Annotated in this window: 13 protein-coding genes; 3 read left to right on the forward strand and 10 right to left on the reverse strand. The window is 66.8% G+C overall.

The window, feature by feature from the left end:
* Window positions 1-4: 4 nt before the first annotated feature.
* Window positions 5-307, reverse strand: coding sequence for a hypothetical protein (locus tag AC1RVY_RS05210; RefSeq protein WP_225584958.1), 303 nt, complete (start codon window positions 305-307; stop codon window positions 5-7).
* A gap of 186 nt (window positions 308-493) precedes the next feature.
* Between AC1RVY_RS05210 and AC1RVY_RS05215 the strand changes: the two genes are divergently transcribed.
* The 3 genes from AC1RVY_RS05215 (at window position 494) to AC1RVY_RS05225 (ending at window position 5,104) form a co-directional block, all read left to right on the forward strand.
* Window positions 494-1,699, forward strand: coding sequence for an acetyl-CoA C-acetyltransferase (locus tag AC1RVY_RS05215; RefSeq protein WP_492805602.1), 1,206 nt, complete (start codon window positions 494-496; stop codon window positions 1,697-1,699).
* Between the two features lie 183 nt (window positions 1,700-1,882).
* Window positions 1,883-4,054 (forward strand): 3-hydroxyacyl-CoA dehydrogenase NAD-binding domain-containing protein, encoded by a 2,172-nt coding sequence (locus tag AC1RVY_RS05220; protein ID WP_492805604.1) that lies wholly within the window; start codon window positions 1,883-1,885, stop codon window positions 4,052-4,054.
* 108 nt (window positions 4,055-4,162) lie between these two features.
* The gene (locus tag AC1RVY_RS05225) at window positions 4,163-5,104 is read left to right on the forward strand and encodes an MrcB family domain-containing protein (protein WP_492805605.1); all 942 of its coding nucleotides are present in this window, start codon (window positions 4,163-4,165) and stop codon (window positions 5,102-5,104) included.
* A gap of 61 nt (window positions 5,105-5,165) precedes the next feature.
* Here AC1RVY_RS05225 and AC1RVY_RS05230 read toward each other — a convergent pair whose 3' ends face one another.
* From AC1RVY_RS05230 to AC1RVY_RS05270, 9 genes are all read right to left on the reverse strand, one after another.
* The gene (locus tag AC1RVY_RS05230) at window positions 5,166-6,065 is read right to left on the reverse strand and encodes a beta-keto acid cleavage family enzyme (protein WP_492805606.1); all 900 of its coding nucleotides are present in this window, start codon (window positions 6,063-6,065) and stop codon (window positions 5,166-5,168) included.
* A 22-nt stretch (window positions 6,066-6,087) separates the two neighbouring features.
* On the reverse strand, window positions 6,088-7,260 hold the full coding sequence (locus AC1RVY_RS05235; protein WP_492805608.1) for an acyl-CoA dehydrogenase family protein: 1,173 nt from the start codon (window positions 7,258-7,260) through the stop codon (window positions 6,088-6,090).
* Window positions 7,257-9,281 (reverse strand): acetyl/propionyl/methylcrotonyl-CoA carboxylase subunit alpha, encoded by a 2,025-nt coding sequence (locus AC1RVY_RS05240; RefSeq protein ID WP_492805609.1) that lies wholly within the window; start codon window positions 9,279-9,281, stop codon window positions 7,257-7,259. The genes AC1RVY_RS05235 and AC1RVY_RS05240 overlap by 4 nt, the downstream gene beginning before the upstream one ends.
* A complete protein-coding gene (locus AC1RVY_RS05245) occupies window positions 9,281-10,081 on the reverse strand; it encodes an enoyl-CoA hydratase/isomerase family protein (RefSeq protein WP_492805611.1) in 801 nt (266 codons plus the stop codon). Before AC1RVY_RS05245 ends, AC1RVY_RS05240 begins: the two co-directional genes overlap by 1 nt.
* A gap of 169 nt (window positions 10,082-10,250) precedes the next feature.
* Complete coding sequence (locus AC1RVY_RS05250) at window positions 10,251-11,420, reverse strand: acyl-CoA dehydrogenase family protein (RefSeq protein ID WP_492805612.1); 1,170 nt, start codon at window positions 11,418-11,420, stop codon at window positions 10,251-10,253.
* Window positions 11,421-11,458: 38 nt separating this feature from the next.
* Window positions 11,459-12,589, reverse strand: a complete 1,131-nt coding sequence (locus AC1RVY_RS05255) for a DNA alkylation repair protein (RefSeq protein ID WP_492805614.1) — start codon at window positions 12,587-12,589, stop codon at window positions 11,459-11,461.
* Between the two features lie 29 nt (window positions 12,590-12,618).
* Complete coding sequence (locus tag AC1RVY_RS05260; RefSeq protein WP_492805616.1) at window positions 12,619-14,232, reverse strand: acyl-CoA carboxylase subunit beta; 1,614 nt, start codon at window positions 14,230-14,232, stop codon at window positions 12,619-12,621.
* A complete protein-coding gene (locus AC1RVY_RS05265) occupies window positions 14,229-15,170 on the reverse strand; it encodes an SDR family oxidoreductase (protein WP_492805617.1) in 942 nt (313 codons plus the stop codon). The genes AC1RVY_RS05260 and AC1RVY_RS05265 overlap by 4 nt, the downstream gene beginning before the upstream one ends.
* A gap of 30 nt (window positions 15,171-15,200) precedes the next feature.
* Window positions 15,201-15,950 (reverse strand): TetR/AcrR family transcriptional regulator, encoded by a 750-nt coding sequence (locus tag AC1RVY_RS05270; protein WP_492805619.1) that lies wholly within the window; start codon window positions 15,948-15,950, stop codon window positions 15,201-15,203.
* Between the last annotated feature and the right edge of the window lie 464 nt (window positions 15,951-16,414).

A 16,414-nucleotide genomic window follows, 5' to 3' on the forward strand; every position in this document is an offset into this window, starting at 1 on the left:
ACCGTCACAGGTACCAGGCGGCGCGGGCTTCCTCGGGGCTGAGCGGCGCGCCGGGGCGGCGGTCGGTGACATTCAACCAGGAGCGGACACCTTGGCTGCCGCTCAGGGCACGCATCAGCAGCAAACCCGCGCCGATGCCCCGAATCGCCGCCGAGCTGCGGCTGGGTGCCATGAAGGCCGCCACCGCCAGCGCGCTGGATGCGGCCAGTACCACATGGTGTTCCAGCGCAAACCCATCGCGCGTGTCGTCGTATTCCACAGCGCCACGGACCATGCGCTGCAATGCAGAGGATGTATTTCGTTTCATAGCCAAAAATGAGAGAGCAACCGCAGAAAGATAGTGCAAAAACCACCGCACGCGCGTCAGAAAGCGCGCTGTTGTGGTGTGCGCCGCCGAGGCACCGCTCGCTGCCGACCCGCATGGGGCGCGCCTCCCAAGCGCCTGCCCGATCACCCAGCGAGCTTCCAGTTTAAAGACCACCGGAGACCATTCATGACCGAAGCCTATGTATTCGATGCGCTGCGCACCCCGCGCGGCAAGGGCAAGAAGGACGGCACCCTGCACGAGGTCAAGCCCATCGACCTGCTCACCGGCTTATTGATCGAGCTGCAGGCGCGCCACCGCTTTGACACCGCCGCGGTGGACGACGTGGTCATGGGCATCGTCTCGCCCGTGGGCGAGCAGGGTTCGGTGCTGCCCAAAGTGGCCGCGCTCAAGGCCGGGTGGGACTTCCGATGCGCGGGTGTGCAGGTCAACCGTTTCTGCGCATCGGGCCTCGAAGCGGTGAACCTGGCCGCGCAAAAGGTGCGCAGCGGCTGGGAAGACCTGGTGGTGGCGGGCGGCGTGGAGAGCATGAGCCGCGTGCCCATCGGCTCCGACGGCGGCGCCTGGGCGCAAGACCCCGCCACCAATTCGGAAACCCTGTTCGTGCCCCAGGGCATCGGCGCCGACCTGATCGCCACGCTGGATGGCTACACCCGCGCCGACGTGGATGCCTTCGCCCTCGAATCGCAGCGCCGCGCCACCGCCGCGCGCGCAGCGGGCTACTTCAAGAATTCGGTCGTGCCCGTGCGCGACTTCATCGGCCAGACCATCCTGGCGGAAGACGAATTCATCAAGCCCAAGACGACACTCGAAGGCTTGGGTGCGCTCAAGGCATCGTTCGAGCAACTGGGCGGCATGGGCTTTGACGCCGTGGCGCTGCAACGCTACCCGCAGGTGGAGCGCATCCACCACGTGCACCACGCGGGCAACTCGTCGGGCATCGTGGATGGCGCCGCCGCCGTGCTCATCGGCAACGAGGCTGCCGCCAAGGCCCATGGCCTGACGCCCCGCGCGCGCATCGTGGCCACGGCGCTGAGCGGCGCCGACCCCACCATCATGCTCACCGGCCCCGTGCCCGCCGCCAAGAAGGCGCTGGCCCGCGCGGGCATGACCATCGACCAGATCGACCTGTTCGAAGTGAACGAGGCCTTCGCCGCCGTGCCCATGCGCTTCATGCGCGAGCTGGGCGTGCCGCACGACAAGGTCAACGTGAACGGCGGTGCCATCGCCATGGGCCACCCCCTGGGCGCCACGGGCGCCATGATCCTCGGCACCCTGATTGACGAACTGCACCGCCGGGGCCAGCGCTATGGCCTGGCCACGCTGTGCGTGGGCGGAGGCATGGGCATTGCCACCATCGTTGAACGCGTATGAGGAACAACCCCCTGAGCAGCTGCGCCGCTTCCCCCTTCTCTCATCGCTGCGCGATGGGAAGGGGGACGACGCCACTGGCCTGGCAAAGCCAGTTCCACGGCGTCCGCTGGCCTCGGCCACGCTTCATCCAAGGCCGCGCCCCATAGCTGCGCCATGGCGCATTACCGATTCGGAGACATCAGCATGCAAACCATCCGCTACGAACTCATCCCCGCCCAGGACACCGAAGGCCAGGTCGCCGTCATCACGTTTGACGAAACCAACTCCCCCGTTAACACCATGTGCCGCCAGTGGCAGCAAGAGCTGGGCGAGGTCACGGCCCAGGTGCTGGGCGACCGCGAACGCCTGGGCGCCGCGCTCAAGGGCATCGTGCTGGCATCCGCCAAGACCAGCTTCTTTGCGGGTGCCGACCTCAAGGCCACCATGCGCCTGACGCCCGCCGATGCGCCCAACGCGTTTGGCGAAATCGAGCGCATGAAGAAGCACTTCCGCACGCTCGAAACCTTGGGGCTGCCGGTGGTGGCCTGCCTCAACGGCGCCGCGCTGGGCGGCGGGTGGGAGGTGGCCCTGATCGCCCACTACCGCATCGCCGTGGCCGACCCCAAGATCCAGTTCGGCCTGCCCGAGGTCACGCTGGGCCTGATGCCCGGCGCCACCGGCGTGACCAAGATGACGCGCCTGCTGGGCCTGATGGGCGCGCAGCCCTTCATCCTGGAGGGCAAGCTCTTCAACCCCGCCGAGGCGCTGGACCTGCAACTGGTGCACGAGCTGGTGGCTGCGCGCGAACAACTGCTGCCCGCCGCCCTGGCCCACATCGCCACCCACCCGCACGCGGTGCAGCCGTGGGACGACAAGAACTACAAGATGCCCGGCGGCACGCCCGCCAACCCCAAGATTGCAGGCGCCCTCACCGTCGCGCCCGCCATGCTCAAGAAGACCACGCGCGGCCGCTACCCCGCGCCCGAGGCCGCGCTGGCCGCCATGGTCGAAGGCGCGATGGTGGACTACGACACGGCCCTGCGCATTGAAAGCCGCTACCTTGCCCGCCTGATGACCGGCCCCGTGGCACGCAACATGATCAACACGTTCTTCTTCGACATGAACGCGATCAAGAGCGGCAAGTCGCGCCCGGGCTCAGCCCCACGTTACAAGCCGCAAAAGGTCGGCATCCTGGGCGCCGGCATGATGGGCGCGGGCATCGCCTGGGCCCAGGCCAGTCGGGGCATCGCCACCGTGCTCAAGGACGTGAGCGCGGAGCAGGCCGAGGCCGGCAAGGCCTACAGCGCCAAGCTCACGCAGGCCCGCGTGGACAAAGGCCGCATGACCGCCGAGGCGCAGCAGGCCCTACTGGCCCGCATCACGCCCACCGCCAGCGCGGCCGACCTGGCGGGCTGCGACCTCATCATCGAAGCCGTGTTCGAAAGCCGCGACCTCAAAGCCAAGGTCACGCAAGAGGCCGAGCCGCACTTGGCCCCCGGCGGCTTCTTTGCCAGCAACACCTCCACCCTGCCCATCAGCGGCCTGGCCACGGCCAGCAGCAAGCCCGAGAAGTTTGTCGGCATCCACTTCTTCAGCCCCGTGGACAAGATGAAACTGGTGGAGATCATTCGCGGCAAACAGACGGACGACGAGACCGTAGCCCGCGCGTTCGACTACGTGCAGGCCCTTGGCAAGGTGCCCATCGTCGTCAACGACTCCCGCGGCTTCTACACCAGCCGCACCTTCGGCACCTTTGTGATGGAAGGCGCCGCCATGCTGGGCGAAGGCATCCCCGCCGCTGCGATTGAAAACGCCGCCATGCAGGCCGGCCTGCCCGTGGGCCCACTGGCCGTGCTGGACGAAACCGCGCTGACCCTGAGCGTGCACGTGCTGGACCAGACCCGCGCCGACTACGCCGCCGAAGGCAAAACCTACACCGCCACGCCCGGCGAGCTGCTGGTGGAACGCATGGTCAAGGAGCTGAAGCGCCCCGGTCGCGCGGGTGGCGGCGGCTTTTACGACTACCCCGCAGGCGCCAAGAAGCACCTGTGGCCGGAGTTGAAAACGCTGTTCGAAAAGCCCGGCTTGGAATGGAGCGTGCAGGAGATCCAGGACCGGCTGCTCTACCGTCAGGCCATCGAGACCGCGCGCTGCCTGGCCGAGGGCGTGTTGACCAGCGTGCATGACGCGAACATTGGGTCGATTTTTGGGATTGGGTTTCCGGCTTGGACGGGGGGAGCGATGCAGTTCGTTTATGGAACGGGTGTTGAGGCGTTCCTGAAGCGTGCGGATGAACTGGCGGCGAAGTATGGGGCTCAATTTTCGGTGGATACAAAAACGCGCGTTTCAATCGAAGGATCTCGGCCAACATATTGATCAAATGAAGTCGCCTTCCGCGCCAAGGGCAGCAGTTCAGCGCTATGTTCCACTTTCATAGACCCACCGCCATGCAAGGCGTTGCCGAAAAGTTTCCCTTTAGATCACATGAGCCTTAACGCAGCATTCACTTTGTTCCTCGATGAGTATCCGAAAGCCATGGAACGCAAGTTCGCAGGCGACGCGGTGGCTTACTTCATTCGAAACGAAGTACCGAGGGTTTTAAGCGAAGCAGTTGGGCCAAATCCTCGCTATGTGACCCACGGGAGTCCTGGACAAGGAAACTGGGCCCGCGCACCTTGGGCCGCCGTATACGACCGGTTCATCACTGAGAGCGCGCAAGACAGCTACTACATCGTCTACCTAGTGCGCGAAGATTTCAGAGGCATTCATCTCTCGATCAACCAGGGGGTAACAAGCGCTCGGAAGCAGTACGGGGCAGAAGCAAAAAGGGCGCTAAGAGTGAGAGCTGCCGACTTTCTCGCTCGACTGGGCCCTCTAGCTGACGGACTATTGACTGGCGATCTCGATCTTGCTTCTGGAGGCTCGGCCAATCTCAGCTCTTACTACGAGGCGGGTAACGTTTGCTCCATCTACTACCCCAGAGAAGAGCTGCCTAACGACAACGTTCTTGAAGCGGATCTCCGGCGCTTTGTTGATCTCTATTTCGTACTGGTATCGAGAGCGCCAGAGCTTTTCGAACGTGCTGAAGCCGAGGAGGATGAAAGCAACTTAGGGGAAGAAGATCTCAGAAAATTGCGTGAGCACAAAAGGGTTGAGCGAAACCGAAAACTAGCTCATCGAGCCAAGCTAGCCCATGGCTATACGTGCAAAGCATGCGGTTTCGACTTTGAAGCAAAGTACGGGAGCCTTGGGCGAAACTTCATCGAAGCCCATCACCTGCTACCGATCGCCGACTTCAAAGGGCAAAAACTAACTCTGGATGCCAAAAGCGACTTCACGGTACTGTGCGCAAACTGCCACCGAATGATTCACCGCACAGCTCTTGTTCATAGCGCTGAAGAGTTTCGAGCAAAGTACATCATCTAGAAAAGTCGAGCTTAGTCCGGTAGGGGGACAGCGTTGGGTAACTCGGCACCAGCGCCAATCGCTATAGCGGCGTGCCCGCAGCCTTCAACCCCAATATCCCCCGCGCCTCCTGCGGCGAAGCCACCTCCCGCCCCGCATTGCGCGCGTATTGCGCCAACTGTTCAATCAACGGTCCATTTGAATCCGCCTTCGCCCCATCCGGCAGATAGAACGTATCCTCCAGCCCGCTGCGCAAATGCCCGCCCAGCTCGGCCACGCGCTGGTGCACGGGCCAGATCTCGCTGCGGCCGATGACGGTGGCTTGCCAGGGGGCATCCTTGATTTTTAGCTTGAGCAAGATGGGCAGCAGGTCCGGGTCGGCGGGCATGCCGGATTCGACGCCCATCACAAAGTTGTATTCGGGCAGGCGCTCGGTGTACATGCCGGTCTGCACATACATCTCCACGCAGCGCACGATGCCTACGTCGAAGCATTCGAACTCGGGCAGCGTGCCGGTCTCCAGCATCACGTCGATGAAGTCCTTGACCTTGGCGGGCTGGTTGTCGAACAGCATGGGCGGCCAGGCCCAGGTGCCGTTGCTGCGCACCTTCAGGTAGTTGAGCGAGCCCGCGTTGCAAGCGGCCATCTCGGGGCGGGTGGCGCGCAGGCAGTCGAGCGGACCCTGGTAGTGGGGGCCGACCACGCCGGTGGTCTGGTTGATGATCAAACCGGGGCAGGCCTCGCGCATGGCTTGCACGCAGTCGCGCGCTACCTGCGGGTCCCAGCTGGGTAGGTGGCCCTTGCCGGGCTCCTGGTTGCGAAAGTGCACGTGGACGACGGCGGCTCCTGCGTCGTAGGCGCGGCGGGCTTCTTTTGCCAGTTGCTCGGGCGTGACGGGCACATGGTGCTGGCCGGGGTCGGTCAGCACGCCGGTGATCGCGCAGGTGATGATGGCTTTGTTGCCGTGGTCGGTGCTGTGCATGGGGCCTGTCTCCTTCAATCTCTCAAATGCCGAGCTGTCGTGCAGCCAGGTCTTTCATGATTTCTTCCGCACCGCCGCCGATCATCATGACCTTGACCTCGCGGTAGATGCGCTCGCTGACGGTGCCACGCATGAAGCCCATGCCGCCCAGGATCTGCACGGCCTGGTCGGCGCAGAACTGCATGGTTTGGGTGGCGTGGTTCTTGAGCAGGCACACCTGCGCCACCCACTCGGGGCCGGTGCGGCCCACGTCGGCCTGCGCGGCCACGGACTCGCACCACGCGGCGGTGGACTGGATGCGCATCTGCATGTCCACCAGCTTGTGGCGGATGACCTGGTACTCCACCAGCGCGGCGCCAAAGGTCTTGCGCTGGCGGGCCCAGGCCAGGGCTTCGTCGTAGCAGGCCTCGGCAAAGCCAAGGGCCGATGCAGCCAGGCCAAAGCGCTCACCGTTGAAGTTGGCCATGATGATGCGAAAGCCCGCGCCCTCTTCGCCCAGCAGGTAGCGGGCGGGCACGCGCACGTTGTCAAAGCGCAGATGGGCGGTGTCGGAGCACAGCCAGCCCATCTTGTCGAGCTTGCTGCGCGACAGGCCTGCACTGTGGCCGGGGATGAGCAGCATGGAGATGCCGCCAGAGCCCTTGCTGCCGGCATCACCGGTGCGGACGGCCACGGTAATCCAGTCCGCGCGCATGCCGGAAGTGATGAACACCTTTTCGCCGTTGACGATGTAGTCATCACCCTCGCGCCGCGCTGTGGTCTTGAGTTGGGCCACGTCGGACCCGCCACCGGGTTCGGTGATCGCCAGTGCGGCAATCTGCTCGCCCGCCAGCACCGGTGGAATGACCTCGGCACGCACAGCATCGCTGCCATGCGCCAGCACGGGCGGCAAACCGATGTTGTGCGACAGCAGGCTGGCCAGCACACCGCCGCTGGCACCGTGGCGACTGAGCGCGCGCCACAGCGGCAGGCGCAAGGCGTAGCTGGCAGGCGTGCCGCCGTACTGCTCTGGGTAGCCCAGGCCCAGCAGGCCCAGGTCGGCCGCGCGGCGGTACAGGCTGCGGGGGAATTCACCGGCCGCGTCCCATGCGTCCACATGCGGGGCGATCTCGGTGCGGGCAAAGCGGGTGACGGTGTCGGCGAGGGCGGTGCGGTCTTCGTCGCTCACAGGGGCGGCATCGGATGAGGCGGTCATGCGGGCGCTCCTTGCGTGGCAGGTGCAAAGCGGGCCAGCACCTGGCCGGGCGACACCTGCTGGCCGGGGGCCACCAGCAGCTCGGCCACGGTGGCGGCTGCGGGGCTGGACAGGCTGTGTTCGAGCTTCATGGATTCGATGACTACCACCGTGTCGCCCGCCGCCAGCGCCTGGCCTGCAGCCACGGGCAGCCCGACCACCTTGCCGTTGAAGGGCGCGCGCAGCTCGGCCGCGCCGCCCGCCGCATCGGCGCGCGCTGCGGGCTCCCACGATGCGTCCTCCACCCAGCCATCCACACCGCACGACTGCCAGTGCCAGCGCAACGGTCCCACAGCCGCGTAATGCACGCCATGCTGGGACAGTTGCAGCGTGAAGTCGGTGGGCTCAGCCCCGCTCTGCTCTACCTGCAGCCGCCCACCGCCCAGCTCGCGCACGGCGACGGCATGTACCTGGCCCTGGTGGCGCAGGCGCATCGGGCGGGCGAGCGCACAGGGCAATTCAGACGACATTTTTGAAGCAAAAATGGCCTCTACCGCGCAGTGAATAAGCGCTTTCAGCTCCTTTTTTAATAGCGAATTCTGCACATCTGCGGCGTGTTCAGCCAAGAACGGCACCAGCGCCTGCCCACTGGCAAACACCGGGTGCTGCAAGCAGGCAGCCAAAAACGCGCGGTTGGTCGGCAGGCCCAGCACGCGGGTGCCGTGCAGCGCACGCACCAGCACGGCAATGGCCTCGGCCCGGGTAGGCGCGTGCACGATGAGCTTGCCCAGCATGGCGTCGTAGTGAGGCGTGACCTCTGCCCCCTCCTCCAGCGCATGGTCAAAACGCAGCGCGCCCGGCGCGGCCCGTTCAAACGCGGTGGCGGGCGGCGCGCTGAACTGCAGCACGCGGCCGGTGTGAGGGCGGAAGTGCGCGTCTTCGGCACACAGGCGCACCTCGATGGCGTGGCCTTGGAGGCGCACATGGTCTTGCGCGAGTGGCAGCGGTTCGCCCCGTGCCACGCGGATTTGCCATTCCACCAGGTCCAGCCCGGTGAGCGCTTCGGTCACCGGGTGCTCCACCTGCAGGCGGGTGTTCATCTCCATCAAGTAGAAACTGGCCCCCACGCTCCCCGCGTCGCGTGGTTCGCTGCCCCCCGAGGGGGCCTTCGCGACTTGGGGCGGCCCGGCGTCGCTCAAGCCACTGCCATCCAGCAAAAACTCCACCGTGCCCGCCCCCACATAGCCAGCAGACTGTGCCAGCGCCACGGCACAGGCGCCCATGCGTTCGCGCAGCGCGGCGTCCACGGCCGGGCTGGGGGACTCTTCGATGATCTTCTGGTGGCGGCGCTGCACCGAGCAATCGCGCTCGCCCAGGTGGATACATCCGCCGTGGGCGTCGGCAAAGATCTGCACCTCCACATGGCGCGGCTGCAGCAGCGCGCGCTCGATCAGCAGGTCACCACAGCCAAAGCCCGCCAGCGCCTCCGACCGGGCACTGGCCAGCGCGGCAGGCAACTGCGCCAGGTCGGTGACCAGGCGCATGCCACGCCCTCCCCCGCCTGCCACGGCCTTGACCATGAGGGGCGTGCCGATGCGCGCTGCCTCGGCGGCAAAGCGTTCGTCGCTCTGGTCATCCCCCGCGTAGCCGGGCAGGCAGGGCACGCCATGCGCCTGGGCCAGCGCCTTGGCACCGGCTTTGCTGCCGAGTGCACGGATGGCGCCGGGCGGCGGGCCGATCCAGGTCAGGCCCGCATCCACCACGGCCTGGGCGAAGTCGGCGTTCTCGCTGAGGAAGCCATAGCCGGGGTGCACGGCATCGGCCCCGGCGGCGCGGGCGGCGGCCAGCAGTTTGTCGGTGCGCAGGTAGGTGTCGGCGCTGGTCTCGCCACCCAGCGTCACGGCTTGGGTGGCTTCGCGCACATGCAGGGCGTTGGCATCGGGGTCGGAGTAGACGGCAACCGTTTCGATGCCCATACGGTGGGCGGTGTGAATCACCCGGCGGGCGATTTCGCCGCGATTGGCGATAAGGATTTTTTTCATCAGGTCGCACTCCACGGCGGCGCCTTGCGCGCAGCAAACGCCGCCAGCCCTTGCGGCGCCTCGGGGCCACGCAGCGCTTGCGAAAAAGCAATTGCTGCTTCGTCCAGCAGCGCGGGCAACGGCGTTTCGGGCTGGGCCAGCAACAAACGTTTGGTAGCGGCCACGGCTTGCGGCGCTGCGGCAGCGTGGCGTGCAATGGCTGCCTGCAAAGCGACATTCATGTCGCCCTCCACCAGGTCATCGACCAGGCCCAAGCGCTGGGCGGCAGCAGCATCCCAGCGCTCGCCTGTCAGCAAACACCGCCGTGCAGCAGACGGGCCAAGGCGCCGCACCACAAAGGGCGCGATCTGCGCAGGCACGATGCCCAGCGTGACCTCGGGCGTGGCGAACTGCGCGCCGCTGTGTGCCAGCACCTGATCAGCGCAGCACACCAGACCAAAGCCGCCACCCATGGCCGCGCCCTCCACCGCCACGATGAGCCACTGGGGCAACTCACACAGGGCCTGCAGCAGGGCACCAAAGCGGCGGTTCAGGGGCACCAGCGGGTCGGCTTCGCCCGCAGCCAGCGGCTGGCCAATCGTCTTGGCAAAACCGCCCAGACTGCCACCCGCGCAGAAGTGCCCACCGGCACCGCGCAGCACCACGCCGCGCAGATCGGAATCGGCCGCAGCCCGCTCACACGCGGACAGCAGGGCGTCCACCATCGCCTCGGACAGCGCATTGCGGCTGGCCGGGTCGTTGAGCGTCCAGGTTTCCACACAGCCGCTGGCCAGCGGCGCGCGGGTTATCTGTAAAGGCATGTCAGGTCTCCACCGTGCTGCGCGCTACGCACGACATACGAAACTGGCGCGGCCCAGTGCCAGGGCAGCCGAGCAAGGGCCGCCCCGCAGCGAGGGCTGCGTCCCCCTGCCCGCATTGCGCAGCAATGCGGGCAGGGGGAAGCGACGAAGTCGCTCAGGGGGGTGTTGCTCATCTCTTGGCGATGCCCATCAGCTTGGCGAGGATGCCCAGCATCACCTCGTCCGCACCGCCGCCAATCGACGCCAGCCGCCCGTCGCGGTACATGCGCGAGACCTTGTTCTCCAGCGTGTAGCCCATGCCGCCCCAGAACTGCAGGCAGGTGTCGGGCACCTCGCGGTTCAGGCGGCCGGCCTTGAGCTTGGCCATGCTGGCCAGCTCCAGCACGTCCTGCCCGTTCACATACAGGTCGCACGCGCGGTAGGTGAGCGCGCGCAGGGCCTCGACCTCGGTCTTGAGTTCGGCCAGCTTGAACTGCACCCACTGCTGGTCGGCCAGCGTGCTGCCAAAGAGCTTGCGCTCCTGCGCATAGTCGATGGTCCACTGGATGCAGTGGTTCAGCGATTCGAGCGTGCTGGCGGCACACCACAGGCGCTCCTCCTGGAACTGCTGCATCTGGTAGATGAAGCCCTGCCCTTCTGCGCCGATGCGATAGCGCTGCGGCACACGCACCTCGTCAAAGTAGATCAGGCCGGTGTCGCTGCTGTGCATGCCGATCTTGCGGATCTTTTGCGCCACCTCGATGCCCTTGGTGAGCTTGCCGCCGGGGCCATCGCGCAGGGGCACCATCACCAGGCTCTTGTTCTTGTGCACGGGGCCTTCGCCCGTGTTGACCAGCATGCACATCCAGTCGGCCTGCAGGCTGTTGGTGATCCACATCTTCTGGCCGGTGATCACGTAGTCATCACCATCCTTGCGGGCCACGCTCTTGATGCCCGACACATCGCTGCCCGCCGCAGGCTCGCTCACGCCGATGCAGCCCACCATGTCGCCCGCAATCGCAGGGGCCAGAAAGTTGCGCTTGAGTTCTTCGCTGCCGTAGCGCGCCAGCGCGGGCGTGCACATGTCGGTCTGCACGCCAATGGCCATGGGCACGCCGCCGCAGTGGATGTAGCCCAGCGTCTCGGCCATGGCCAGGCTGTACGAATAGTCCAGCCCGGCGCCGCCGTATTCCTCGGGCTTGCACAGACCCAGCAGGCCCAGGTTGCCCATCTTCTTGAAGACCTCGTGCGCGGGGAAGATCTCGGCCGCCTCCCACTCGTCCACGTGGGGGTTGATCTCTTCATCGATGAAGCGCTTGAGGGTCTTCTGGATCTCGCGGTGCTCGTGCGTGAACTGCATGGTGTTTGTCTCCGGTGTTTTGTTTGTGTGGATCTCGATCACGACAACTGGAACTGCCCCAGCGGCTGCGGCCGCCCGTTGAGTACCAGTTCCACCTGGTGCGCGCCGGGGTAGTGGGTGCGCGTGGTCATCTGCTGCAGCGACAGCGTCTTGCCCACGGCCACCGTGGCACCGGGGGCGATGTCCAGCGTTTGCAGCTTGAACACCTTGGGCGCGGCACCGCCGTGGGCCTTGACGTAGTGCACCTTCAGGTCGGCCAGCACGCGCTGGGGCCGGGACGTGGGGTTGTGCAGCTCGGCCTCGATGCGCACCTTGTCTCCGATGCGTGCGCTGGCAGGCAGCACGCGCGCGGCCCGCACGTCCAACGCCACGGCATGCCCCACGCCCAGGGCATCGAGCGCACCAGCGTCGCCACGCTTGATGAGAAAACGCAGGCCGTGGCGCACCAGGGCTTCACGCGGTGCGGATGCGCCCTGCAGCCAGGTGCGGGCGGTGCCTACGGCCAGGTCGGGGTGATCCTTGGCGATGTCGCCCAGGTGGTTGGCCACCGAGCGGCGCACATAGGACGACGGGTCGTCCTTGAGCGCATCGAGCAACGGCAGGGCCAGCTGCGGGTCCTTCTGGAATGCGGGCAGGCGCGGTGCCCAGGGCAGGCGGGGCCGCGTGCCTTCGCTCACCAGGCGGCGCACGTGGGCGTTGTCGTCCTGGGCCCAGTCCCGCAGCCGCGCGAGCGTGGCGCCCTGGTGGTGCAGCAGGTAGGGGCGGATGCAGAACTCGGCGGTAAAGCGCTGGGTCAGCGCGTGCTGCGCGGCCATGGCCGCCTCGAAATGCGGCAGGCCGTGCGTGCCGATGTAGATGCTGTGCGGCAAGTACAGGAAGGCGCTGTAGGGCCGGTCACCCGCATCGGGTTCGCCAGCGGCATCGAGGCCCATGGGTGGGTCCATCGAATCGACCAGCACACCCAGCGCGCGTGGCACGTCTTGCGGCAGGTGCGCCTGCAGGGATTGCGCGATGCGCTGGCCGCGTGCCATCAGCTCCAGCGATTCATAGCCGGGCTCTACTTGCTGCAGAAACGCGGTGGTGTCGAACTTGCGCCACGCGCGCTGCACCATCGCGGCAATGCGCGGCGGCACGGTGTCGTTCAGCAGGTATTTGAGAGGCTCGGCCATCGGGGTGATTGCGTGCTTTGGCGTGGCTCTTACATCCGCGCCACGCCAAAGCTCAGGGGCCGCAGCGTGCGGGCCTGTGCCTCGGCGCAGGTGTCCAGGCAAAACGCCAACACGGCGCGCGTGTCGCGCGGGTCGATCACGCCGTCGTCCAGCAACAGGCCACTGGTGTAGAACGCATCGGCCTGGGCCTCGAACATGGCGACGATCTTGTCGAACTGGGCCTGCGATTCGGCGGGGTCGGGCGTGATGCCTTTGCGCGCGAGCGCCGCCTCGGTCACGATCTGCATGGTGCGCGCAGCCTGCTCGCCGCCCATGACCGCTGTCTTGGCCCCCGGCCAGCTGAACAGGAAGCGCGGCGCATAGCCCCGCCCGCACATGCCGTAGTTGCCCGCGCCAAAGCTGGCGCCGCACTGGATGGTGATCTGCGGCACGGTGGCGTTGGTCACGGCCTGGATCATCTTGCTGCCGTGCTTGATCATGCCGCCCTGCTCGCTGTCCTTGCCCACCATGTAGCCGGTAGTGTTCTGCAGGTAGATGATGGGGTGGCCCAGCTGGCACATCCACTGGATGAAGTGCGTGGCCTTGTTCGCGCCCGCCACGTCGATGGGGCCGTTGTTGCTGATGAAGCCCACCGCGTGGCCGCCAATGCGGCCCTGGGCGCACAGGGTGGCCATGCCGTAGCGCGCCTTGAACTCGAGCAGCTCGGACCCATCCACCAGCCGCGCGATCACCTCGCGCATGTCCACGGGCTGGCGCAGGTCGGCGGGCATCAGCGCCAGCAGGTCGTCGGCCGGCAGTGTGGGCGCAGGTGCTGCGGCGCGCGGCAGCGCGGCCCAGCCGGTCTGCGCGATCACGTCGCGCGCCATGCCGATGGCCTCGCGGTCGTCCAGCGCCAGGTATTCGCCCAGGCCCGAGACGGCGGTGTGCATCTCGGCGCCACCCAGTTCTTCTTCCGTCGCGATCTCGCCCGTCGCAGCCATGAGCAGCGGCGGCCCGGCCAGGAAGGCGCGCGAGCGGCCCTGCACCATGATGACCACGTCCGACAGCCCCGGCATGTAGGCCCCGCCCGCCGTGCCCGAGCCGTGCTGCACCGTGATCACCGGAATGCCCGCCGCCGACAGCCGCGCGAGGTTGCGGAACAATGTGCCGCCGTGCACGAAGCCTTCGACCCGGTAGCGCATGAGGTTGGCGCCCGCACTCTCGACCAGGTGCACGAAGGGCAGGCGCTCGCGCAGCGCGATCTCCTGCACGCGCAGGATCTTTTCCAGGCCCATGGGCTGGATGGCCCCCGCCTCGATGCCGGAGTCGCTGGCCACCACCATGCAGCGCACGCCGCTGACCAACCCGATGCCGGCGATCATCCCGCCGCCGGGCACGGACTTTGCCGGGTCCTTCACATCCTGCAGGTAGCCCGCCAGGGTGCACAGCGGCAGCCAGGGCGCGCCCGCATCCAGCAGCAGCGCCACGCGCTGGCGCGGCAGCAGCTGGCCGCGTTTGTCGAACTGGGGCTGCGACCGGGCCGAGGCGGCGGCGGCACGTTCTTCCAATGCGCGCAGGGCATCGAGGCGCGCGGCCAGGGCAGCGCGGCGCTGTTGCGCATCGGGTGCGCCGGAGTGAAAGCGCGAAGCAAAGGCGGTGGTCATTCAGAGTCCTTGGACGCACTGGAAGCCTGCTCGGCAGACGCTGCAAACACGCGCGGCACCTGTGCGCGGTGAAAGCCCCCGTAGGGCTTCACGGCGGCGCGCTGCTGCGTGGCGGCATCGGGCACGCGCAGCGGCCAGCCCAGGCGCACCTGCGGCCGTGCGCCGTCCACACGCAGCGTGCTGCCGCTGATGAAGCTGGCGGCCGGGCTGAGCAGGAAGACGATGGCCGCCGACACCTCGGCCTCGTTGCCGAAGCGGCCCAGCGGCACGGTCTGCGGCATGGCGCGCAGCGTGTGCGCGGCGGCGGGCGGGTAGTTGTCCATGCCGCTCGATGCGATGTAGCCCGGCGCGACGGCATTCACGCGCACGCCGCTGCAGGCCCATTCGAGCGCGGCGGTTTCGGTGAAGCTGACCATGCCCGCGCGCGCCGCGCCGCTGTGCCCCATGCCCGGCATGGAGCCCCACATGTCGGCCACGATGTTGACGATGGAGCCGCCGTTGGGCGCCATCCACTGCCGGTAGCACTCGCGCGCCACCAGGAAACCGCCGGTGAGGTTGGTGTGCAGCACCGCCTCCCAGCCCTTGGCGCTGATGGATTCGAGCGGCGACATGAACTGCCCGCCCGCGTTGTTCACCAGTCCATCGACGCGCCCGTGCGCGGCCAGCACCTGCTGCACCAGCACTACCACCGCGTCTTCGGAGCGGATGTCGCACGCGTGCCAGGACGCTGCGCCGCCATCCGCGGCGATCTCATCGGCTACGGCCTGCAGCTTCTCTGGCTTGCGGCCCACCAGCACCACCCGCGCGCCCAGGTGCGCCAGCTCGTGCGCTGTGCAGCGGCCGATGCCCGAGCCGCCGCCCGTCACGACGACCACCTGGCCGGCGAACAGGCCCGGGGCAAACACAGACTGATAAACATTCGGAACCGTGGGGGCCATGGTGGTCCAGCCTTTTTTGTATTTTTTTGTTTATGCGCGGATGAAAAGGGCCAGGGCCTCGTCGGTCAGCGCATCGAGCGACTTGCCCTTCTTGGGCGAGAACCACTGCACGGCCCAGTTGAGCGCGCCAAAGATGAACAGCCGCGCCACGCCAGGATTTGCCTGCAGCGCGCCCTGCTGCGCGAGGGCATCGAGCGCGGGCATCCACGCGGCCTCGTAGCTGTCCTTGATGCGCGCAATGCCCTTGCGCTGCGCGGGCGTGAGCGAGCGCCATTCGTAGAGCATCACCGGGATGAAGCTGCTGCGCGGGCCGAGCAGGATCTCGAAGTGGTGGCGGATCAGCGTGCGCAGCTGCGCGCGTGGCGCTGCGCCAGCAGGCAAGGCCTCCAGCGCCTGCTGCTGGCTCTGCGTGGCCATGGTCATGCCCTCGCTCATCACGGCGTAAAGCAGCGCGCTTTTGCTTTCGAAGTGGTAGAAGGGCGAGCCGCTGTGCATGCCTGCGGCGGCGGCAATATCGCGCGTGCTGGTGGCCGCGAAGCCCTGCGTGCGGAACAGTTTGGCGGCGCCGTCCATGAGCTTGCGGCGGCGGTTGCCATCGTCGAGTTCTTCGGCGGTCTTGCGCGGGCGGCCGCGGGGGCGGCGTGGGGGGTCTTCGGCTGCCGTGGTTTCTGTGGGGATGGGGTTGGCGACGAGGGACGCTGCGGCCTTGCCACGGGGGCGGGCCGGGGTTTTCTTTTGCGGGGGGGTGATGGCGCGGGTGCGCGGCACGGGTGAGTCCATGCAGGCACGATAGCAAAACTGTTTATTTTTAGCAAGCAAGTGCTTGGTAAAAATAGGTGCTGCGATTGCGGGTTGTTTTGCCTGGCGGGATTTTGGGTGTTTTTTTGCCTTTAGCGCTTATCCATCAAGCGCTAGAAGCTATTGTTTTTATAGTATGCAGCGTGCCTGAACGAAGGGCGGAGGCCGGGGTGTGCGCCCGGCGGCGCAGTAACTTTCCCTTGGGTCGCCAAGAGAAAGTCACCAAGGAGAAGGCGACCCTGCTGTCTGCGACCCCTTCGCTGCGCTACGGGGCAAACTGGGGTGCTCGGTCACGGGGTGCACCGCAGAACTCGCTGTGCGCCCCAGGCGCATCCAGAAGGGAACCCGCAGCCGGACATCCATTCGGGCCGTCGCTGCGCTCGGCCCAGCCTGCGCAGCGCGTGGCGCGTGGCGCTTGCGCCCGCGAGATGGGGCCGAGCGAAGCA

It is taken from the genome of Acidovorax sp. GW821-FHT11A03 (genome assembly GCF_058809075.1).

Coding starts and splice junctions, on each gene's coding strand:
- AC1RVY_RS05210 (WP_225584958.1), bottom strand. CDS start 307: ATGAAACGAAATACATCCTCTGCATTGCAGCGCATGGTCCGTGGCGCT.
- AC1RVY_RS05215 (WP_492805602.1), top strand. CDS start 494: ATGACCGAAGCCTATGTATTCGATGCGCTGCGCACCCCGCGCGGCAAG.
- AC1RVY_RS05220 (WP_492805604.1), top strand. CDS start 1,883: ATGCAAACCATCCGCTACGAACTCATCCCCGCCCAGGACACCGAAGGC.
- AC1RVY_RS05225 (WP_492805605.1), top strand. CDS start 4,163: ATGAGCCTTAACGCAGCATTCACTTTGTTCCTCGATGAGTATCCGAAA.
- AC1RVY_RS05230 (WP_492805606.1), bottom strand. CDS start 6,065: ATGCACAGCACCGACCACGGCAACAAAGCCATCATCACCTGCGCGATC.
- AC1RVY_RS05235 (WP_492805608.1), bottom strand. CDS start 7,260: ATGACCGCCTCATCCGATGCCGCCCCTGTGAGCGACGAAGACCGCACC.
- AC1RVY_RS05240 (WP_492805609.1), bottom strand. CDS start 9,281: ATGAAAAAAATCCTTATCGCCAATCGCGGCGAAATCGCCCGCCGGGTG.
- AC1RVY_RS05245 (WP_492805611.1), bottom strand. CDS start 10,081: ATGCCTTTACAGATAACCCGCGCGCCGCTGGCCAGCGGCTGTGTGGAA.
- AC1RVY_RS05250 (WP_492805612.1), bottom strand. CDS start 11,420: ATGCAGTTCACGCACGAGCACCGCGAGATCCAGAAGACCCTCAAGCGC.
- AC1RVY_RS05255 (WP_492805614.1), bottom strand. CDS start 12,589: ATGGCCGAGCCTCTCAAATACCTGCTGAACGACACCGTGCCGCCGCGC.
- AC1RVY_RS05260 (WP_492805616.1), bottom strand. CDS start 14,232: ATGACCACCGCCTTTGCTTCGCGCTTTCACTCCGGCGCACCCGATGCG.
- AC1RVY_RS05265 (WP_492805617.1), bottom strand. CDS start 15,170: ATGGCCCCCACGGTTCCGAATGTTTATCAGTCTGTGTTTGCCCCGGGC.
- AC1RVY_RS05270 (WP_492805619.1), bottom strand. CDS start 15,950: ATGGACTCACCCGTGCCGCGCACCCGCGCCATCACCCCCCCGCAAAAG.